General features: G+C 69.5%; 18 protein-coding genes and 1 riboswitch. Of the genes, 11 read left to right on the plus strand and 7 right to left on the minus strand.

Annotation, left to right across the window (positions count from 1 at the left end):
• The first annotated feature begins 184 nt into the window (after positions 1-184).
• The 8 genes from sigR (at position 185) to KUM40_RS21135 (ending at position 9043) form a co-directional block, all read left to right on the plus strand.
• Positions 185-868 (plus strand): RNA polymerase sigma factor SigR, encoded by a 684-nt coding sequence (gene sigR, locus KUM40_RS21100; RefSeq protein ID WP_087807317.1) that lies wholly within the window; start codon positions 185-187, stop codon positions 866-868.
• Entirely contained in the window at positions 865-1176 is a 312-nt protein-coding gene (rsrA, locus tag KUM40_RS21105; protein WP_217167579.1) for a mycothiol system anti-sigma-R factor, read from the plus strand. Before sigR ends, rsrA begins: the two co-directional genes overlap by 4 nt.
• Positions 1177-1303: 127 nt before the next feature.
• Positions 1304-2632: an HD-GYP domain-containing protein gene (locus KUM40_RS21110; RefSeq protein WP_217167580.1), complete on the plus strand. Its 1329-nt coding sequence runs from the start codon at positions 1304-1306 to the stop codon at positions 2630-2632.
• Positions 2633-3215: 583 nt separating this feature from the next.
• Positions 3216-4436 carry a metal-dependent phosphohydrolase gene (locus tag KUM40_RS21115; protein ID WP_217167672.1) on the plus strand — a complete coding sequence of 407 codons (1221 nt, stop codon included), beginning with the start codon at positions 3216-3218 and terminating at the stop codon, positions 4434-4436.
• 113 nt (positions 4437-4549) lie between these two features.
• Positions 4550-5530, plus strand: a complete 981-nt coding sequence (locus KUM40_RS21120) for a hypothetical protein (protein ID WP_217167581.1) — start codon at positions 4550-4552, stop codon at positions 5528-5530.
• A gap of 131 nt (positions 5531-5661) precedes the next feature.
• A complete protein-coding gene (gene def / locus KUM40_RS21125; RefSeq protein ID WP_217167582.1) occupies positions 5662-6312 on the plus strand; it encodes a peptide deformylase in 651 nt (216 codons plus the stop codon).
• Positions 6313-6584: 272 nt separating this feature from the next.
• Positions 6585-7670, plus strand: coding sequence for an epi-isozizaene synthase (gene cyc1, locus KUM40_RS21130; RefSeq protein ID WP_217167583.1), 1086 nt, complete (start codon positions 6585-6587; stop codon positions 7668-7670).
• Entirely contained in the window at positions 7667-9043 is a 1377-nt protein-coding gene (locus KUM40_RS21135; protein WP_217167584.1) for a cytochrome P450, read from the plus strand. The genes cyc1 and KUM40_RS21135 overlap by 4 nt, the downstream gene beginning before the upstream one ends.
• Positions 9044-9046: 3 nt before the next feature.
• Here the strand turns inward: KUM40_RS21135 and KUM40_RS21140 are convergent, their stop codons facing one another.
• The 7 genes from KUM40_RS21140 to KUM40_RS21170 all read right to left on the minus strand — a co-directional run bounded on the left by KUM40_RS21140 (position 9047) and on the right by KUM40_RS21170 (position 17452).
• Positions 9047-10015 carry a GlxA family transcriptional regulator gene (locus KUM40_RS21140; RefSeq protein WP_217167585.1) on the minus strand — a complete coding sequence of 323 codons (969 nt, stop codon included), beginning with the start codon at positions 10013-10015 and terminating at the stop codon, positions 9047-9049.
• 220 nt (positions 10016-10235) lie between these two features.
• Positions 10236-11249 carry a ribonucleotide-diphosphate reductase subunit beta gene (locus tag KUM40_RS21145; protein ID WP_217167586.1) on the minus strand — a complete coding sequence of 338 codons (1014 nt, stop codon included), beginning with the start codon at positions 11247-11249 and terminating at the stop codon, positions 10236-10238.
• Positions 11249-13648: a ribonucleoside-diphosphate reductase subunit alpha gene (locus KUM40_RS21150; protein WP_217167587.1), complete on the minus strand. Its 2400-nt coding sequence runs from the start codon at positions 13646-13648 to the stop codon at positions 11249-11251. Before KUM40_RS21150 ends, KUM40_RS21145 begins: the two co-directional genes overlap by 1 nt.
• A gap of 146 nt (positions 13649-13794) precedes the next feature.
• Positions 13795-13898: riboswitch (cobalamin riboswitch) on the minus strand.
• Between the two features lie 114 nt (positions 13899-14012).
• Complete coding sequence (locus KUM40_RS21155; RefSeq protein ID WP_217167588.1) at positions 14013-14519, minus strand: GNAT family N-acetyltransferase; 507 nt, start codon at positions 14517-14519, stop codon at positions 14013-14015.
• A gap of 79 nt (positions 14520-14598) precedes the next feature.
• Entirely contained in the window at positions 14599-16209 is a 1611-nt protein-coding gene (gene mctP, locus KUM40_RS21160) for a monocarboxylate uptake permease MctP (RefSeq protein ID WP_217167589.1), read from the minus strand.
• Positions 16206-16496, minus strand: a complete 291-nt coding sequence (locus tag KUM40_RS21165; protein WP_217167590.1) for a DUF3311 domain-containing protein — start codon at positions 16494-16496, stop codon at positions 16206-16208. Before KUM40_RS21165 ends, mctP begins: the two co-directional genes overlap by 4 nt.
• Before the next feature lie 191 nt (positions 16497-16687).
• Positions 16688-17452, minus strand: coding sequence for a GntR family transcriptional regulator (locus tag KUM40_RS21170; protein ID WP_217167591.1), 765 nt, complete (start codon positions 17450-17452; stop codon positions 16688-16690).
• Between the two features lie 461 nt (positions 17453-17913).
• Here KUM40_RS21170 and KUM40_RS21175 point away from each other — a divergent pair, with 461 nt between their 5' ends.
• From KUM40_RS21175 to KUM40_RS21185, 3 genes are all read left to right on the plus strand, one after another.
• A complete protein-coding gene (locus KUM40_RS21175; RefSeq protein WP_217167592.1) occupies positions 17914-19191 on the plus strand; it encodes an extracellular solute-binding protein in 1278 nt (425 codons plus the stop codon).
• Positions 19192-19288: 97 nt separating this feature from the next.
• Positions 19289-20275, plus strand: coding sequence for a carbohydrate ABC transporter permease (locus tag KUM40_RS21180; protein WP_217167593.1), 987 nt, complete (start codon positions 19289-19291; stop codon positions 20273-20275).
• Entirely contained in the window at positions 20272-21102 is an 831-nt protein-coding gene (locus tag KUM40_RS21185; RefSeq protein WP_217167594.1) for a carbohydrate ABC transporter permease, read from the plus strand. Before KUM40_RS21180 ends, KUM40_RS21185 begins: the two co-directional genes overlap by 4 nt.
• Position 21103 lies beyond the last annotated feature (1 nt).

Consider the following 21103-nt stretch of genomic DNA (forward strand, 5'->3'; position numbering starts at 1 on the left):
GGGTTCAGCCTTCTGCCCGAGTCGCAGCAGCCGCGCCGACCTGGACTGGACGGTGCTGCACGCGGCGAAGACCGCTCCTGTTCGACCGGCGGGCGGACCGAATCGTCAAGCATCTCCGACCGCGGGTCGTCTATCCTCCGATTCGAGTGGGACCGGTCTCGGTTTCACGACGTCACTGGAGGAGGTGGGTCCGGTCACTGGGACCGACGCAGGGACCGAACACGGCCAGGCGGAGCAGCCCGAGGGCCGGGGTACCGACGCGGAGTCGACCGCGGAGCGCAGCGCGCGCTTCGAGCGGGACGCGCTCGAGTTCCTCGACCAGATGTACTCGGCCGCGCTGCGCATGACACGTAATCCGGCCGACGCCGAGGACCTGGTGCAGGAGACCTACGCCAAGGCGTACGCGTCCTTCCACCAGTTCCGCGAGGGCACCAACCTCAAGGCGTGGCTGTACCGCATCCTCACCAACACCTTCATCAACTCGTACCGCAAGAAGCAGCGCGAACCCCAGCGCAGCGCGGCCGAGGAGATCGAGGACTGGCAGCTCGCGCGTGCCGAGTCGCACATGTCGACGGGTCTGCGCTCCGCCGAGTCGCAGGCGCTCGACCACCTGCCCGACTCGGACGTGAAGCAGGCGCTCCAGGCGATCCCCGAGGAATTCCGTATCGCCGTGTATCTGGCGGACGTCGAGGGCTTTGCCTACAAGGAGATCGCCGACATCATGGGGACACCCATCGGTACGGTGATGTCCCGGCTGCACCGTGGACGCCGTCAGCTACGCGGCATGCTGGAGGACTACGCCCGCGACCGCGGCCTGGTCCCCGCCGGCGCCGGAGAGTCGAACGAAGCGAAAGGCTCGGGGTCATGAGCTGCGGAGAGTCGCACGAGACGGATTGCAGCGAAATCCTCGATCATCTCTACGAGTTTCTCGACAAGGAGATGCCGGACTCGGACTGCGTGAAGTTCGAGCACCACTTCGAGGAGTGCTCGCCCTGCCTGGAGAAGTACGGTCTCGAGCAGGCCGTGAAGAAGCTGGTCAAGCGGTGCTGCGGACAGGACGACGTGCCCGGTGACCTGCGCGACAAGGTCATGGGCCGGTTGGACCTGATCCGTTCCGGACAGTCCGTGCCCGACCACGACGTCACGGCCGGACCAACGGCTCCGCAGGAGTCCTGAGCCCTCCGAAGCGCTCCGCAACCCTCCGAGTCACTCGTACGTGCTAATCCGCGGGTTATCTGCCCGCGGCCTCCCCGCCGCCGCCCTAGGCTCCTGAGCCTGACAGGCGTGGCCGGGGGAGGGACTCATGGACGCGGTACCGGCGCGGGCTCGTGTGTACGTCGCCGCTGTCGGCGTCGCCGCGCTGCTCTGCCTGCGGCCGCTGCCCGCGGTGCACGCGCCCTGGTGGGCGGTGCTGCTGCTCGCGGGGCTGTACGCGGGCTCCGAGCTGGTCGCGCGGTCCCGTTTCGTCGGGACCTGCTACCCCGTACTGCTCGCCGGCGCCTTCCTCCTTCCGCCGCCCGCCGCGGCGCTCGTGGCGCTGCCGGGGGCCCTGCTGTCCCCGGTGCCGCGGCGGCCCTTCGCCCTGCGGCGCGTATGGCGGGCTGCCGAGCTGACGCTCGCCGTCTGGGCCGCCGCGTGCGTGCACTGGCGGCTCGGCGGGCGGGACGCGGTCGTCGAGCCCGACTTCCCGTACGCGCTCCTGCCGGCCGGGGCCGCGGTCCTGGCGTTCTGCCTGGTGCTCACCCTGCTGGACGGCGGCATCCTGACCCTCGCCGACCACGTGCCGGCGCGCAGGGCGTGGCGGGGGCTGTTCTCGCGGTCGCTCGCGCCGATCGCCGTGCACGGGCTCGCCGGGCTGATGATGGCGGTCCTGTGGCGCAGCCCGTACGGTCCGGTGGCCGCGCTGCTCGTCCTGCTGCCGATGTGCGTGGCGTGGTGGGCGTTCGCCCAGTACCACCGGGAGCGCGCCGCGCACCAGGCCACCATCCGCGCGCTGGTGCAGGCCGTCGACATCAAGGACGGCTACACACGCGGCCACAGTGAACGCGTCGGCCAGGCCTCGATGATGATCGCCCGCGAACTGGGCATGGACGACGAGCGCGTCGAGACCCTCCGCTTCGCCGGGATCCTGCACGACGTGGGCAAGCTCGGCGTACCCACCCGGCTGCTGCGCAAGGACGGGCCACTGACACCCGAGGAGCGGCGGGTGATCGAACTGCACCCCGAGTACGGGCACGAGATGGTGCGCGGCATCCGCTTCCTCGGCGAGGCCCGCGCCGCCGTCCTCCATCACCACGAACGGCTGGACGGCAGCGGCTACCCCTACGGACTGGTCGGCGACCGCATCCCCGAGTCGGCGCGGGTGGTGGCCGTAGCCGACGCCTTCGACGCGATGACGTCCACGCGCTCCTACAGCAGGGCCCGTCCCGTCGCGACGGCGCTGGAGGAACTCCGGCGGTGCGCCGGGGGACAGTTCGACCCACGGATGGTGCGGGCGCTGGTCCGCGCCCTCGGACGCCAGGGCTGGCGCCCGTCGGTGACGGCGGACGGCAACGTCGCCCACCCGGCCGACCCGACGATCCCGGGCCGGGACGAGCACGCGCGGGACGGCGTCGCCAAGGGGGCACCATGACACGGGCGGAGCCACCGGCGCGCCGGCAACACCCGCGCCCGGGGCGCGGCGGGATGCCGGGGCCGGGGACGGCGGCTGCGGTGCGGGGCATCGTTCGCCACCCCGTACCCCGTCCCGCCGTCGCATGTCGCCGTGTCGCGGTGCCCTGTCCGGTCGTCGCGTGTCGCCGTGTCGCCGTGGCCTGCCCGGTCGTCGCACGTCGCCGCGTCGCGGTATCCCGTCCCGTCGTCCACCGTGTCGCCGTGCCCCGTCCCGTCGCCGCACCCCATCCCACCGCCGCACCCCATCGGCACCAGTCCGTCCGGCCCTCATCCGTCCGGCACCAGTCTGTCCGGCACGCATCCGCAGACGCCCGAGCCTGGTGGCAGCCGTGCCCCGGACGCGTACGTGGTCGTGTGGGTGGGTGCGCATCATGACGCCCTTCCATTCTCGGGCCCAGTCCCAGTCCCAGTCTCAGTCCCCGTCCCGGTTCCTCTTGCCGTCCCCGTCAGCGGTGCGGTCTCCCTTTCGGGTCGGGGCACCGCCCCCGTCCTCGCCCCCCTTCCGGGGAAGGCCCCGGTCCCGGTGGGGGCCGTCGGCGGCCCTGCCTCTCGTACCCGCCTGCGCCGGGCTCCTCGCGCTCGGCTGCCTCGCCTCGGTGCTGTGGTCGGGGTCCGTGCAGCGGTCCGTCGCGCTCGCCTTCGGGGCCCTCGTCGTCCTCGGCGAGCTGACCCGGCGGACCGGTACCGAGGCCCGGGAGGCGGCTCCGCTCGGGGCCGCCGGAGCGCTGGCGTACGCGCTGCTCGGGGACGTCGCCGGGCAGCCCACGCAGCACGGCGTCGCCCAGACCGTCACCGTCGTGCTCGCCGCCTCACTGCTCGGCAGCGTGCCCTACGTCGCCCGCGGCAGCGGACCCGTCCTCGACCACCTGGCGCGGCGCGTGCTCACCGTCGCCTTCGCCGCCGTGTGCTTCCAGCCGCTGTTCAACCAGGGCGTCTTCCACGACTGGAGCGGCCCCGCCTACGCGCTGCTGCTGATCGCGCTGCTCGCCCTGACCACGCTGTGCGACGCCGTGCTCGCCGCGGCACCCGCGCACGCGCGCACCGGATGGCCCTTCGGCCCGCTATTGCGCGAGGAACTGCGGGGCATGGTCGGCATCACGTCCGCGGTGTGCGCGACCGGCGCGGTGATGGCGCTCGCGGTGAGCGTCGCGGGACTGTGGGCGCTCCCCGTCTTCTCCGTCCCCCTGCTGCTCGCCCAGCTCTCCTACCGCCGGTACGCGGCCGTCCGGGCCACCTACCGGCAGACCATCGCCTCCCTGGCCCGCGCCACCGAGATCGCCGGGTACACCCCGGCCGGGCACGCCCGCCGCGTCGCCGAACTCGGCGTGGCAGTCGGGCGGGACCTGGGACTGTCCGGGGCCGAGCTGACCGTGCTGGAGTACGCGGCCCTCATGCACGACATCGGCCAGTTGAGCCTGGTCGACCCGGTACCGGCGGGAGCCACCGCCGCCCTGCCCGTCGCCGAACAGCGGCGGATCGCGCTGCTCGGCGGGGCCGTCGTCCGCCAGACCGGCGTCGACGCGGCGGTCGCGGTGGTGGTGGAGCGGCAGGCCGACCCCTGCCGGGAGCAGCCGGTCGCGGCGCGGATCGTCCGTGCCGTGAACGCGTACGAGGAGAAGACGCGGGACGCCGGAGCCGGCGGCGGCCTCGCGGCGCTCGAGGAACTGCGCCTGGCCACCGGGGGCGACTACGCTCCCGACGTCGTCGAAGCGCTGGCCCGAGTGCTTTCGCGAGGCAGTCTTACCGCGCCCGCGGCTGGGTAACCCATGGGTAATGAGCGCCCTTACAGCCGTACGTGGTTTGATGCCCAGGAGAGGGTGTCCGGGGGCGCGAAAGGCACAGCCAGCCCACAGAACGGAACTGGCAGGCGGGAATCGTGAGGATCTTCGGCAAGGCACGGCACCGGCCCTCCGCCTCCTGGCGGCAGGCCACCGACCGGGCGTTCACGCTGATCGGCGACGGTCGCTACGAGGACGCGGGCGCGCTGCTGACGCGGGCGGCCGACCTGGAGCCCTGGCTGTCGGAGTCCTGGTTCAACCTGGCCCTGCTGCACAAGTTCCGGCACGACTGGGAGCAGGCGAGGGCCGCCGGTCTGCGGGCCGTGGCACTGCTCGACCGGGACACCGGCGCGCCCGACTGGTGGAACGTCGGCATCGCCGCCACCGCCCTCCAGGACTGGCCGCTGGCCCGCCGGGCCTGGCAGGCCTACGGGCTGCGCACCCCCGGGGGTGCCACGGACGCCGGTGAGCCGCTCGGCATGGACCTCGGCAGCGCGGCCGTACGGCTGTCCCCGGAGGGCGAGGCCGAGGTCGTGTGGGGGCGGCGGCTCGACCCCGCCCGTGTCGAGGTGCTGTCCATCCCGCTGCCCTCCTCGGGGCGGCGCTGGGGCGAGGTCGTCCTGCACGACGGGGTGCCGCACGGGGAGCGGACGACCGGTGCGGGGCACTCCTACCCCGTCTTCGACGAGATCGAGCTGTGGGCGCCGTCGCCCGTGCCCACCTGGGTGGTCCTCCTGGAGGCCGCCACCGAGTCCGACCGGGACGCCCTGGAGCAGTTGGCCGCCGACGCCGGGTTCGCCGCCGAGGACTGGTCGTCCTCGGTCCGGCTGCTGTGCCGGATGTGCTCGGAGTCCCGGATGCCGTCCGACGAGGGCGAGGGCGAGCACCTCGACCCGCACGACCACAGCGAACCGGGTCACCCGGGTCCCCTGGGCCACCGCACCGACGGCCAGCTATGGGTGCCCGAGCGGGAGTGCGGGGTGGCCGCGCCGGCCGCGCTGGTACGGGGGCTGCTGGACGGGTGGGTCGCGGACAGTCCGGACTCCCGTGATTGGCGGGACCTGGAAGAGGTCTGCTGAGCGGCCCCGTAGTCTTTGTCAGGACAGTCTTTGTCGGGACACTCTTCGTCCGGACAGTCTTTGTCAGGACGTTCCAGCAGCAGTCACCATCAGCATCACCCCTGGTTGTACGAGGAAGGCATACGTCGGTCATGGCCCAGCAGGACACCGATCAGCAGCGCACGGGCGTGCTCCCCGTGGACGACGACGGCTTCGTCGTCGACACCGAGGACTGCGAGGAGCGCGAGGCCGACTGGCGCGGGCGCGGCACCGCGCGTCCGATCACGGTGGTCGGCAACCCGGTGCTGCACAAGGAGTGCGAGGACGTCACCGACTTCGGCGAGGAGTTCCAGCAGTTGGTGGCGGACATGTTCGCCAGCCAGCGCGCCGCCGAGGGCGTGGGCCTGGCCGCCAACCAGATCGGCGTCTCCAAGAAGGTCTTCGTCTACGACTGCCCCGACGACGAGGGCGCCCGTCACGCCGGCGTGGTCTGCAACCCGGTCCTCGTCGAACTGCCCGCCGACCGGCGCCGCCTGGACGACAGCAACGAGGGCTGCCTGTCCGTGCCGACCGCCTACGCGCCGCTCGCCCGCCCCGACTACGCCGAGGTGACCGGGCAGGACGAGAAGGGCAACCCGGTCAAGGTCCGGGGCACCGGTTACTTCGCACGGTGTTTGCAGCACGAGACGGATCACCTGTACGGGTACTTGTACATCGACCGGCTCTCCAAGCGCGAGCGCAAGGACGCGCTGCGGCAGATGGCCGAGAACGAGCCGCGTTACCCCGTGGTCCCGAACGACTGACACCGCATCACCGGTCACCCATCTCCCTTGCGCACGGCGCCCGTTCGGGTCTTCCCCGAACGGGCGCCGTGCGTCTGTGCTCATCTGTGTGCGTCGTCTGCCGAAAGCTGCCACACAACAGGAGAATTCAGGCATCGGGGGGTAGTGAATGAAGCAAATCCGTTCCCAGAACGGTCAGTTGTGGTGCTGAATGGGAAGTGCGGGGATACGCAACGGCGCACGCCCCGCTCAGCGAGAGGAGTGCGCCACCGGCGGCTGAGAGGGGTTTGTTCGTGCATGCTTTCTCACACGGCACCACAGCGACACCGACCGCGATCGCAGTACCGCCATCGCTCCGTCTTCCGGTGATCGAGGCGGCATTCCCCCGGCAACTGCACCCGTATTGGCCGAAGCTCCAGGAGAAGACGCGTACCTGGCTGCTGGAAAAACGGCTCATGCCGGCGGACAAGGTCGAGGAATATGCCGACGGCCTGTGCTACACGGACCTCATGGCGGGCTACTACCTGGGCGCCCCCGACGAGGTCATGCAGGCGATAGCCGACTACAGCGCGTGGTTCTTCGTCTGGGACGACCGGCACGACCGCGACATCGTCCACGGCCGTTCCACCGCCTGGCGGCGACTGCGCGGCCGGCTGCACACGGCACTCGACTCACCCGGGGACCACCTGTACCACGAGGACACACTGGTGGCGGGGTTCGCCGACAGTGTGCGCCGGCTCTACGCCTTCCTGCCGGCGACCTGGAACGCCCGGTTCGCCCGGCACTTCCACGCGGTGATCGAGGCGTACGACCGGGAATTCCACAACCGCACCCGCGGAATCGTGCCCGGCGTCGAGGAGTACCTCGAACTGCGCCGGCTCACCTTCGCGCACTGGATCTGGACCGACCTGCTGGAGCCGAGTTCGGGCTGCGCGCTTCCGGACGCCGTCCGGAAACACCCGGCATATCACCGGGCGGCGCTGTTGAGCCAGGAATTCGCCGCCTGGTACAACGACCTCTGCTCGCTGCCAAAGGAAATAGCGGGAGACGAGGTCCACAATCTCGGAATCAGTCTCATCACCCATCATTCACTCACCCTGGAAGAAGCCATAGGAGAAGTCAGGCGACGCGTCGAGGAATGCATCACCGAATTCCTCGCCGTCGAGCAGGATGCCTTACGGTTCGCCGACGAACTCGCCGACGGAACCGTACGCGGAAAGGAACTGAGCGGCGCCGTGCGGGCCAACGTCGGCAATATGCGGAACTGGTTCAGTTCCGTCTACTGGTTCCACCACGAGTCCGGCCGGTACATGGTCGACAGTTGGGACGACCGGTCCACGCCCCCGTACGTCAACAACGAAGCGGCAGGTGAGAAATGACCGTCGAGTCCGTCAACCCCGAGACCCGCACCCAAGTGGCACAGGAGCTGCGCGAGCCGCCCGTGGCGGGTGGCGGCGTGCCGCTGCTCGGTCACGGCTGGAGGCTGGCCCGCGACCCGCTGGCCTACATGTCCCAGTTGCGCGAGCACGGCGACGTCGTGCGCATCAAGCTCGGCCCGAAGACCGTCTACGCGGTCACGAACCCGGAGCTCACCGGCGCCCTGGCCCTGAGCCCCGACTACCACATAGCCGGCCCGCTCTGGGAGTCGCTGGAGGGCCTGCTCGGCAAGGAGGGCGTGGCGACGGCCAACGGCCCGCTCCACCGCCGTCAGCGACGCACCATCCAGCCCGCGTTCAAGCTCGACGCCATCCCCGCCTACGGGCCGATCATGGAGGAGGAGGCGCACGCGCTCACCGAGCGCTGGCAGCCGGGGCGGACCGTCGACGCCACCTCGGAGTCCTTCCGGGTCGCCGTGCGCGTCGCGGCCCGCTGCCTGCTGCGCGGGCAGTACATGGACGAGCGGGCCGAGCGGCTGTGCGTCGCGCTCGCCACCGTCTTCCGGGGCATGTACCGGCGCATGGTGGTCCCGCTCGGACCGCTCTACCGGCTGCCGCTTCCGGCCAACCGAAAATTCAACAGCGCGTTGGCCGATCTGCATCTGCTGGTCGACGAGATCATCGCCGAGCGCCGGGCATCCGGTCAAAAGCCGGACGATTTGCTCACGGCATTGCTGGAGGCGAAGGACGACAATGGCGACCCGATCGGGGAACAGGAGATCCACGACCAGGTCGTCGCGATACTCACCCCCGGCAGTGAAACCATCGCGTCCACGATCATGTGGTTGCTGCAGGCACTTGCCGCTCACCCGGAACATGCCGACCGCATACGCGACGAAGTCGAAGCGGCCACCGGCGGTCGCCCCGTGGCATTCGAGGATGTCCGGGGGCTCACGCACACCGGCAATGTCATCGTGGAGGCCATGCGTTTGCGCCCCGCCGTATGGGTATTGACGCGGCGCGCGGTGGCCGAGACCGAACTCGGTGGCTATCGCATTCCGGCCGGGGCGGACATCATCTACAGTCCGTACGCAATCCAACGCGATGCGAAGTCGTACGCCGACAACCTGGAGTTCGACCCGGACCGGTGGCTCCCGGAACGCGCGAAGAATGTGCCGAAATACGCCATGAAGCCGTTCAGTGTGGGCAATCGGAAGTGCCCCAGTGACCACTTCTCGATGGCGCAGCTCACGCTGATCACGGCCGCGCTCGCCACGAAGTACCGCTTCGAGCAGGTGGCGGGCTCGAACGACGCGGTCCGGGTCGGCATCACCCTGCGTCCGCACGACCTGCTGGTCAGGCCCGTGGCCAGGTGACGTTCAGGCGGCGGCCCGAGGACCGCGGAAGGTGCGCCGGTAGGTGTGCGGGGTGGTGCCCAGGGTCCTGACGAACTGGTGCCTCAGGGCCGCCGCCGTACCGAAACCGGCGCGCCAGGCGATCGTGTCCATCGTCTCGTCCGTCGCCTCGAGGAGGTGTTGGGCCAGCAGGACGCGCTGGCGCAGGATCCAGCGGTAGGGCGTCGTGCCGGTCTCCTGCTGGAAGCGGCGGGCGAAGGTGCGCGGGGACATGTGCGCCCGGGCCGCGAGCTGCTCGACGGTGACCTCCTCGTCGAGGTGCTGCTCCATCCAGGCCAGCACCTCGCCGACCGTGTCGCAGGAGGAGCGCGGCAGCGGGCGTTCGATGAACTGCGCCTGCCCGCCGTCCCGGTGCGGCGGTACGACCATGCGCCGGGCGATCTTGTTGGCGACCTCCGGGCCCTGCTCCTTGCGCACGATGTGCAGACAGGCGTCGATGCCGGAGGCGGTCCCGGCGGAGGTGATCACCGGGTCCTCGTCGACGTAGAGCACGTCCGGCGCGACCCGGGCCCGCGGGTACTGCCGGCTCAGCTCGGCCGCGTGGTGCCAGTGCACCGCGCACCGCCGCCCGTCCAGGAGCCCGGCGGCGCCCAGCACGAAGACCCCGGAGCACACGCTCAGTACGCGCGCGCCCCGGTCCATTGCCCTGCGCAGGGCGTCCAGCAGCTCGGGCGGGTACTCCCGGCGGACGAACTCGCTGCCGGCCGGCACGGCGATCAGGTCGGCCTCGTCCAGCCGCTCGAGACCGTACGGCGTGGAGACGGTCAGCCCGCCGACGTGGGTACTCAGCTCGGGGCCCTCCGCGGAGACGACCGCGAAGTCGTACCCGGGAAGGCCCTCGTCGCTCCGGTCGATGCCGAAGACCTCGCAGAGCACGCCGAGTTCAAAGGGATGCGCGCCGTCCAGCAGGACGGCGGCCACGTTCTGCAGCATGCCGCCAGTGTGCCTCGGAAGTGGCAGGAAATCGAGGCCTTACGGCAGTCCTGCCACTCCCGGTAAGGGTCATCCGGCGTGACAGTGGTGTCATGACTGGAAACCAGATCGAAGCCCTTGTCGGAATGCTCGCGACCTTCGGACTCCTCGTCCTCATGGTCCTCCCCTCGATGATCGGCATCGTGCGCGAGAGGCGCATCGACCGGCAGATCAGGCAGGTTCAGAAGTCCTCGGACAGGTCCACGGTGCCCTCCACCGCCACCTGGTACGCAGAGGGGCGCCGCTCGAAGAAGTTGGTCAGCTCCTGAACGCCCTGCAGCTCCATGAACGAGAAGGGGTTCTCGGAGCCGTACACCGGGGCGAAGCCGAGACGCGTCAGACGCTGATCGGCCACGCACTCCAGGTACTGCCGCATCGAGTCGGTGTTCATGCCCGGGAGGCCGTCACCGCACAGGTCGCGCGCGAACTGCAGCTCGGCCTCGACGGCCTCCCGCAGCATGTCGGTGACCTGCTCATTGAGCGCGTCGTCGAACAGCTCCGGCTCCTCCTTGCGCACGGTGTCGACGACGTCGAAGGCGAAGGACATGTGCATCGTCTCGTCCCGGAACACCCAGTTGGTGCCGGTGGCCAGGCCGTGCAGCAGGCCCCGGCTGCGGAACCAGTAGACGTAGGCGAAGGCGCCGTAGAAGAACAGACCCTCGATGCACGCGGCGAAGCAGATGAGGTTCAGCAGGAATCGACGCCGGTCGGCCTTGCTCTCCAGGCGGTCGATCGACTCGACCGAGTCCATCCACTTGAAGCAGAACCCGGCCTTCTCACGGATCGAGGGGATGTTCTCCACGGCCGCGAAGGCCGCGTTGCGGTCCTGAGGGTCGGGCAGATAGGTGTCAAGGAGCGTCAGATAGAACTGGACGTGGACGGCCTCCTCGAAGAGCTGCCGCGACAGGTACAGCCGCGCCTCCGGGGAGTTGATGTGCTTGTAGAGCGTCAGCACCAGGTTGTTCGCGACGATCGAGTCGCCGGTGGCGAAGAAGGCCACCAGCCGGCCGATCAGGTGCTGCTCCTCGGGGCTGAGCTTCGCCAGGTCGGTGACGTCCGAGTGGAGGTCGACCTCCTCGACGTGCCAGGTGTTCTTGATGGCGTCCCGGTAGCGCTCGTAGAAGTCCGGGTAGCGCATGGGGCGGAGAGTCAGCTCGAAGCCGGGGTCGAGCAGGTTCTTCGTGGTGTCGGTCATTACTGGCAGGCCTCGCAGGACTCGGGGTTTTCCAGGGAGCAGGCGACGGCGTCTTCGGGCGCCGGCTGCTGGGCGGGGACGGGGACGGGGGTGGTGGCTCGGGCGGCCGCGCGGGCGATCCGGGTCGCCGGGCGCGAGCGCAGGTAGTACGTGGTCTTCAGGCCCTGCTTCCAGGCGTAGGCGTACATCGAGGAGAGCTTCCCGATGGTCGGCGTCTCCAGGAACAGGTTCAGCGACTGCGCCTGGTCGAGGTACGGGGTGCGGGCGGCGGCCATGTCGATCAGGCCGCGCTGCGGGATCTCCCAGGCGGTGCGGTACAGCGCGCGCACGTCCTCGGGGATCCAGGAGAAGCCCTGCACCGAGCCGTTCGCCTCGCGCAGCGCCTCCCTGGTGCGGGCGTCCCACACGCCGAGCCGCTTGAGGTCGTCCACCAGGTACGAGTTGACCTGGAGGAACTCCCCGGACAGCGTCTCGCGTTTGAAGAGGTTGGACACCTGCGGCTCGATGCACTCGTAGACACCGGCGATGGAGGCGATGGTGGCGGTCGGCGCGATGGCCAGGAGCAGGGAGTTGCGCAGCCCGGTGGTGGCCATGCGCGCGCGCAGCGCGGCCCAGCGCTCCGGCCAGGTGAACTCGACGCCGTAGTGGTCGGGGTGCAGCACGCCCCCGGCCGTACGGGTCTTGTCCCAGGCGGGCGCGGGGCCGGCCCGCTCGGCGAGGTCGGCGGACGTCTCGTACGCCGCGAGCATGATCCGCTCGGCGATGCGGGTGGAGAGCACCTTCGCCTCGGGCGAGTCGAAGGGCAGGCGGAGCTGGAAGAAGACGTCCTGGAGGCCCATCGCGCCCAGGCCGACCGGGCGCCAGCGGGCGTTGGAGCGGCCCGCCTGCTCGGTCGGGTAGAAGTTGTTGTCGACGACCCGGTCCAGGAAGGTGACGGCGGTGCGGACGGTGGCGTCCAGCCGCTCCCAGTCGATGTCACCCCTCGCGCGGTCGACGAACGCGCCGAGGTTGACCGAGCCCAGGTTGCAGACCGCCGTCTCGCCGTCGTCGGTGACCTCCAGGATCTCCGTGCAGAGGTTGGAGGAGTGGACGACGTGACCGGGGGTCGCCGTCTGGTTCGCCGTGCGGTTGGCGGTGTCCTTGAAGGTCATCCAGCCGTTGCCGGTCTGCGCGAGGGTGCGCATCATGCGGCCGTACAGCTCCCGGGCCGGGAGTGTCCTGCGGGCCAGGCCCCTCGCCTCGGCGGCGCGGTAGGCCGCGTCGAACTCCTCGCCCCACAGGTCGGTCAGCTCCGGCACGTCGGCGGGGGAGAACAGCGACCAGGGCCCGTCGGCGTCCACCCGGCGCATGAACTCGTCCGGGATCCAGTGCGCGAGGTTCAGGTTGTGCGTACGGCGGGCGTCCTCGCCGGTGTTGTCCCGCAGCTCCAGGAACTCCTCGATGTCCGCGTGCCAGGTCTCCAGGTAGACCGCCGCCGCGCCCTTGCGCCTGCCGCCCTGGTTCACGGCGGCGACCGAGGCGTCGAGCGTCTTCAGGAACGGGACGATGCCGTTGGAGTGCCCGTTGGTACCGCGGATCAGTGAACCGCGGGCGCGGACGCGGGAGTAGGCGATGCCGATGCCGCCGGCGTGCTTGGACAGGCGGGCGACCTGGTGGAGCCGGTCGTAGAGGGAGTCCAGCTCGTCCTTGGGGGAGTCCAGGAGGTAGCAGGACGACATCTGGGCGTGCCGGGTGCCGGAGTTGAACAGGGTGGGGGAGGAGGGCAGGTAGTCGAGGCGGCTCATCAGGCCGTAGAGCGCGGCGACCTCGTCCACCGAGCGGGGCGTGTCGTCCTCGGCGAGTCCGGCGGCGACGCGCAGCAGGAAGTGCTGGGGCGTCTCGATCGCCTTGCGGGTGATCGGGTGCCGGAGCAGGTAGCGGCTGTACAGGGTGCGCAGCCCGAAGTAGCCGAAACGGTCGTCGGCGGCCGTGTCGATCAGCGCGTCCAGCCGGTCGGCGTGCAGCCGTACGAACGCGGCGGTGCGGTCGGCGATCAGGCCCTCGCGGTGGCCGGTGGCGACCGCTTCGGTGAAGGTGACGACGCCCTGGGAGGCGGCCTCGGCGCGGATGGCGATGGTCAGCAGCCTGGCGGCCAGCTTCGAGTAGACCGGGTCCTCCGAGATGAGCCCGGCCGCCGCCTCTGTCGCCAGCTCGCGCAGTTCGGACTCGTCCGCGTGGGCGGACCGGCCGCGCAGCGCGGCGCCGGCGACCCGCCCCGGGTCGGTGCCGGGGAGGTCGGCGGTCAGTCCGGTCAGGGTCCGCAGCAGGGCGGCACCGGGTCCGTCGGGTTCCTCGGTCACCGGCGTCGCTGAAGTCGTCACCGGGGGCATGGAAGCCGGGTCGGCTGGCGCGATGGTCACGTGGGGGCACTCCCTCGCTCGGCACGGGGCCTGGCGGAGGGCAGGGGGCAGCACACGAGCGCACGCGGCGTCGCGTCCACCGGCCCACTCCACGAGGCCCGGACGTCATGGCACCCGGACCGGGACGGCCGGGCACACTGTCGGCAGGTCCTCGGACTCAAGCCAGTGCGCGCTCACGTGGGAGACACGGATACGCGAACACGCACAACTACACCGTTGCGGGACAGTTCCGGATTCGCACCGGATTCCCCTGCGGCGACAGCGAGCATGAGCATACATCTTGTGCCGGGCTCCGCCAGCACCCCCAGATGTTGTGTCCCGAGGGCGCGTCGAGCCTGCGTCGGCGCGTCAGAGCGTCGGCGCGTCAGAGTGTCAGTCGGTAGGCGAGGAGAGTGACGCCGTCCAGCTCCGGCAGCGGGTTCCAGTCGCGGCCGGGCGCGCGGGTGAAGCCCAGACGCTCGTAGAGGCGGTGGGCGGTGCGCATGGCGCGCTGGGTCGACAGCACGATGCCGGTACAGCCCTCGACCGCCCGCGCCCGGTCGACGCAGGCCCGTACGAGGGCCTCGCCGGCCCCGCGTCCGCGTGCGTCGTGGGCGACGGCGAGCATGCGTATCTCGGCCTCGCCTGACCGGGCGATGTCCGCCATGGGGCCGCCGGACGGCACGAAGGTCACCCCGCCGAGCACCCGGCCGTCCGCCGCGGCGACCAGCACCTCGGCGGCCGCCGCCCGCTTGGCCACGTCGCGCAACTCGCCGAGATAGGCGTCGCTCTCGCCGAAGTCGAGGAGGCCGTCGCGCAGATAGGCCTGCGCGGTGATCTCGCCGACCGGGTCGTACTCCTGGGCCGTCGCCTGCCGGATCACGAAGTCCATGACGTCGAGTGTGCCCCACGGGTACGACAACGGGCCGCCGGATTTCTCCGGCGGCCCGCCTCGCGACCGGCGTCGGTGGTCAGTGCGAGCTGCCCGCCGTGGCCGGCGGCAGTTCCACCTGGACGCCCGGGTCGCCGGCGTCGGCCGTGTAGTCGCCCGGCTTGGTCTCGTCGATGCCGTCGGGCGCCTTGGCCGCCCGCAGGACGAAGGTCAGGACCACGGTGACCAGGACGTTCAGCACGAAGGCGGTGAGACCGATGTAGCCGATCTCGCCGATGCCGGGGATCTCGTCGGAGGAGCCGCCGAAGTGCGCCTGCGTCGGCGAGGCCACCCCGTAGGCCGCGACCGTGCCGTAGACCATGCCGACCGCCCAGCCGCCGAGCAGCGCCCAGCGGTGGAACCAGCGGGTGAACAGGCCGCCGACCAGGGCCGGGAAGGTCTGCAGGATCCAGATGCCGCCGAGCAACTGGAAGTTGATCGCGACCGTCTTGTCCATGCCCAGGACGAAGATCAGCGCGCCCACCTTCACCAGCAGCGACACCAGCTTGGAGACCTTCGTCTCCTGCTGCGGCGTGGCGTCCGGCTTGATGAAGTCCTTGTAGATGTTGCGGGTGAAGAGGTTCGCGGCCGCGATCGACATGATCGCCGCCGGGACCAGGGCACCGATGCCGATCGCCGCGAAGGCCACGCCGGCGAACCAGTCCGGGAACATGTTCTCGAAGAGCTGCGGAATCGCCAGTTGTCCGTTGTCCACCTTGACCCCGGCCGCGATCGCCATGAAGCCCAGCAGCGCGAGCAGACCCAGCATCAGCGAGTACAGCGGCAGGATCGTGGTGTTGCGCCGGATCACGTTACGGCTGCGCGAGGACAGCGTCGCGGTGATCGAGTGCGGGTACATGAACAGGGCCAGCGCCGAGCCGAGCGCGAGGGTCGCGTACGTCCACTGGCCCCCCGCGTCCGGCACCACGCCGCCCTTGCCCGACTCGGCGAACTTGTCGCTCGCCGACGCGAAGATGTCGTCGAAGCCGCCCAGCTTGATCGGGATGTAGATGATCGCCACCGCGATCACGATGTAGATCAGCGTGTCCTTCACGAACGCGATCAGCGCGGGCGCGCGCAGCCCCGACGAGTAGGTGTACGCCGCCAGCACGGCGAAGGCGATCAGCAGGGGCAGGTCCTTGACGAACCAGTTGGTGTCGTCGCCGCCGCCGAGGCCCATCACGTCAAGGACGGCCTGGATGCCGACGAGCTGGAGCGCGATGTACGGCATGGTCGCCAGGATGCCGGTGATGGCGACCGCCAGCGACAGGCCCTTCGAGCCGAACCGGCCGCGCACGAAGTCCGAGGTCGTCACGTACCCGTGCTTGTGCGAGACCGACCACAGGCGGGGCAGGAAGGTGAAGATCAGGGGGTAGACCAGGATCGTGTACGGCACCGCGAAGAAGCCGGCCGCGCCCGCCGCGTAGATCGCCGCCGGGACGGCCACGAAGGTGTACGCCGTGTACAGGTCGCCGCCCAGCAGGAACCAGGTGACCCAGGTGCCGAACGAGCGGCCGCCGAGGCCCCACTCGTCGAGGCTCTGCTCGTCCGCGGCCCGGCGCCAGCGGGCGGCCAGGAAGCCCATGGCGGTGACGATCACGAAGAAGAAGATGAAGACGGCGAGTGCGACGCCGTTCACGCCGTCGTTCATCGCGAGTCACCGCCCTTCGGGGTGGAGTGGGCGGCGGCGGAGTGGGCGGCACGCCCGCGCTGGTCGCGCTGCCACAGCTTGTACGCGGTCACCGTCAGCACGGTGGAGATCAGCACCCATGCCATCTGGTACCAGTAGAAGAACGGGATGCCGATGAAGGCCGGGTCCGTCTTCGTGTACGAGCCGACCCACAGCATGGCGACGAACGGTGCGACGAGACAGAGGCCGATGACGACGCGCACCGGCGTCACCACCGGCTCTCTGCTCACTTCTGTGTCTTCTGACATGCGGCGGCTCCGTTCCCTCGCTGATCACCTCGTGCAGTGCGCACGAAAATGTAGGTGACGGCGTCGAGACAGCGGAAGACCTCGTCCGTATATCGGTCCTCAACTGCAACTTCACGCCCGCGAGCGTGGTGGTACGGCCGGAGATATGCCGGATATGTCCCAGTCCTGGGCCCTGGTCCTGAGTCCTAGTCCTAGTCCTGGGGGCGCTTGAGGCGGGCCACGAACTTGTAGCGGTCGCCCCGGTACACCGAGCGCACCCACTCCACCGGCTGGCCGGTGCGGTCCTGCGAGTGCCGGGAGAGCATCAGCATGGGCAGGCCCACGTCGGTGCCGAGCAGGCCGGCCTCGCGCGGGGTCGCCAGGGAGGTCTCGATGGTCTCCTCGGCCTCGGCGAGATGGACGTCGTACACCTCGGCGAGCGCGGTGTAGAGGGAGGTGTACTTCACCAGGGAACGGCGCAGGGCCGGAAAGCGCTTCGCGCTGAGGTGAGTGGTCTCGATGGCCATCGGCTCGGCGTTGGCCATGCGCAGCCGCTCGATGCGCAGCACCCTGCCGCCGGCCGTGATGTCCAGCAGTCCGGCGAGCCGGTCGTCGGCGGTGATGTAGCCGATGTCCAGGAGCTGTGAGGTGGGTTCGAGCCCCTGCGCCCGCATGTCCTCGGTGTACGAGGTGAGTTGCAGCGCCTGTGACACCTTGGGCTTGGCGACGAAGGTGCCCTTGCCCTGGATGCGCTCCAGACGGCCCTCGACGACCAGTTCCTGAAGGGCCTGGCGCACGGTCGTGCGCGAGGTGTCGAACTCGGCGGCCAGGGTGCGCTCCGGCGGGACCGGCGTGCCCGGTGTCTGTGTCCGGGTCATGTCGAGCAGATGCTTCTTCAGACGGTAGTACTTGGGCACGCGCGCGGTACGGACGGTCGCCCCACCCTCGTTCTCCGCACTGCTGACGTCGGTGCTCATGCTCTGCCTTCCCGGCTCCGGGTGCCGAAGCGACCGCTATCCCTGTCGGCCACGGCTCACATCGTGGCACGGCTTCGTGCCGGGATGACCCCGCACGCTCCGTGATCCCCTCTGTATACCTCCGAGGCCCCCCTTGGTCTAGTCCACAGGTGGGTTCGACGTCGCTGGTACGCGCGTTCGGGGCCGCTCGGAGTCGTTCGGGCATGTCGTTCGGCGGGTGGTGGTACACCCGTCCCGGTCCGCCCGATCTGTGGCTTGCGCAATGAAAGGTCCCTGCATATCTCGGTCCCATCACGGACGGCCGGACTGAGTTTGAACACCCTTGACAGGCCTATTGGTCTGGGCCAAGCTCCCCGTACTGGTCTACACCATTGGTCCAGGTCCCGGCCCCATGGGCGGTCCGCGTCGACGAGCAACCGCGGGGAGGCAGGGGGGTTTGTGGCATCCCTGAGGAGGATGGCGTGAAGCGCAAGCTGATAGCCGCGATCGGTATCGCGGGCATGATGGTCTCGATCGCGGCATGTGGGGGCGACAGCGACGACGACGGCAAGAAGGCCGGGGCCGACGGCTACGCCGGCGAGACGCTCACCGTGTGGGTGATGGACGGGTCCTCGCCGGACCAGTGGCAGAAGGACGTCGCCGCGGAGTTCGAGAAGAAGACCAAGGCCAAGGTCAAGTTCGAGGTCCAGCAGTGGAACGGCATCCAGCAGAAGCTGACCACTGCCCTGTCCGAGGAGAACCCGCCGGACGTCTTCGAGATCGGCAACACCCAGACCCCGGCGTACGCCAAGACCGGCGGCCTCGCGGAGCTGGCCGACCTGAAGAGCTCGATCGGCGCGGACTGGTCCGAGACCCTCAACGAGTCGTCCGTGTTCGAGGGCAAGCAGTACGCGGCGCCGTGGTTCGTGGTCAACCGCGTGGTCGTCTACAACAAGAAGATCTGGGCGGACGCGGGCATCAAGGAGACGCCCAAGACCCGCGACGAGTTCTACAACGACCTCAAGACGATCGGCGAGAAGACCGAGGCCGAGCCGATCTACCTGCCGGGTCAGAACTGGTACCACTTCGTGGGCCTCGCGATCGGCGAGGGTGCCGAACTGGTCAAGAAGGACGGCGACAAGTACGTCTCCAACCTCGACGACCCGAAGATCGCCGCCGCGATGGAGACCTACAAGAAGTTCCAGTCGCTGTCCAAGGCGCCCAAGGACAAGGACGAGGCCACCCCGCAGCAGGGTGAGGTCTTCGCCAACGGCAAGACCGGTGCCTTCATCGGCATGGGCTGGGAAGCCGGCATCGCGATCGAGGCCAACCCGAAGATCGAGAAGGACATCGGCTACTTCACCATCCCGGGTGAGACCGCCGACAAGCCCGAGGGCGTCTTCCTCGGCGGCTCCAACCTCGCCGTCGCGGCGGGCAGCAAGAAGCAGGACCTCGCCAAGGAGTTCCTGAAGATCGCGCTGTCCGACAAGAACGAGGGTGCGCTGGCCAAGGCCAACGGCGTCATCCCCAACAAGGACGCGCTGCAGAGCAACCTGAAGGGCAACGCCGCCGCGGAGGCCGCCGCGCCCGCCGCCGCCGGCGGTGGCACCACGCCCCTGATCCCGGAGTGGGCCGCGGTCGAGAACGCGCCCAACCCGATCAAGACCTACATGACCGCCGTGCTGAAGGGGAAGTCCCCGGCCGAGGCGGCCAAGCAGGTCGAGGACGAGTTCAACAAGCGCCTGTCGCAGCAGCAGTAACACCGGGTCGGCCGGGGCGGGGCAGCCGTACGACGGCCCCCGCCCCGGCGACCGTACGCGGGTCGACGTACACAGGGCGAGAAGAGAGAACGCGAGCATGACCGTGCAGACCGAACGGCCGCCCTCGGGCCCGGCGGACGTCCGCAAGACGGACGGCGGGGCATCCGGCGGGGCGGCGAAGAGAGCCGCGGCCCGTGCCGGCGGGCTCACCCCGTACCTGTTGCTGCTGCCCGCCTGCGCGGCCACCGTGCTGCTGCTCGGCTGGCCGCTGGTGAAGGACGTGTTGCTGTCCTTCCAGAACCTCAACATGGGGCAGCTCATCCAGCATGTCACCGAGTGGAACGGGGTCGACAACTACAAGGAGACCCTCACCAACGAGGACTTCTGGCGGGTCACCGTCCGCTCGATCCTGTTCGCGGCGGTCAACGTCGTCCTGATCATGGTTCTGGGTACGCTGATCGGCCTCCTGCTCGCCCGCCTCGGCAAGCGGATGCGGTTCACCCTGCTGCTGGGCCTGATTCTGGCCTGGGCCATGCCGATCGTGGCCGCCACCACCGTCTACAAGTGGCTGTTCGCCCAGCGCTTCGGCGTCGTCAACTGGGTCCTGGACAAGCTCGGCTGGCACTCCATGGCCGACTACAGTTGGACCAGCAGCCAGATGTCGACGTTCTTCGTCGTCACCCTGCTGATCGTGTGGATGTCCATCCCGTTCGTCGCGATCAACCTCTACGCGGCGACCACCACCATCTCGAAAGAGCTCTACGAGGCCGCGTCCCTCGACGGCGCCGGCGCCTGGCGGAGCTTCACCACGGTCACCATGCCGTTCCTGCGGCCGTTCCTCTTCGCCACGACCTTCCTCGAGATCATCTGGGTCTTCAAGGCCTTCACGCAGGTCTACCTCATCAATGAAGGCGGACCCAACCGTCTCACCGAGATCCTGCCCGTCTACGCCTACGTCGAGGGCGTCGGCAACCAGCACTACGGCATGGGCGCGGCGATCGCCGTCCTGACCATCCTGATCCTGCTCGGCCTGACTTCCTACTACCTCAGGATCGTGCTCAAGCAAGGGGAGGACGAGCTGTGAAGCGCTCGCTCTTCGGCCGCCTGTGGCCCAACGTCACGGCCGTCGTCCTGTTCATCGGTTTCGTCTTCCCCGTGTACTGGATGTTCTCCACGGCCCTCAAGCCGAGGGGCGACATCCTCTCGGAGACCCCGGTCTGGTTCCCGACCGACATCACCTTCGAGAACTTCACGACCGCGACCGACGTCGATCACTTCTGGACGTACGTCACCAACTCGCTGACGGTCACCGTCCTGGCCGTGGTCTTCTCGCTGGTGATCGCGCTGGCCGGGTCCTTCGCCCTGGCGCGGATGCGCTTCAAGGGGCGGCGCGGCTTCGTCATCGGCTTCATGCTGGCCCAGATGGCACCCTGGGAAGTCATGATCATCGCGATGTACATGATCGTGCGCGACGCGTCGATGCTGAACAGCCTGGTGCCGCTGACGCTCTTCTACATGATGATGATCCTGCCCTTCACCATCCTGACGCTGCGCGGCTTCGTCGCCGCGGTGCCGAAGGAGCTGGAGGAGTCGGCGATGGTCGACGGCTGCACCCGCGGCCAGGCCTTCCGCCTCGTCATCCTGCCGCTGCTCGCGCCCGGTCTGATGTCCACCTCGCTGTTCGGCTTCATCACCGCGTGGAACGAGTTCGCCCTGGTCCTGGTGCTCAACAAGGACGCCGAGTCCCAGACGCTGCCTCTGTGGCTGTCCAGCTTCCAAACCCAGTTCGGCGACGACTGGGGTGCGACCATGGCCGCTTCCTCCCTGTTCGCCATCCCGATCCTGATCCTCTTCGTCTACCTCCAGCGCAGGGCCGTCAGTGGCCTGACCGACGGCGCAGTGAAGGGATAAC

The sequence above is a fragment of the Streptomyces sp. AC512_CC834 genome, from assembly GCF_019049325.1.
Classification (GTDB): Bacteria; Actinomycetota; Actinomycetes; order Streptomycetales; family Streptomycetaceae; genus Streptomyces.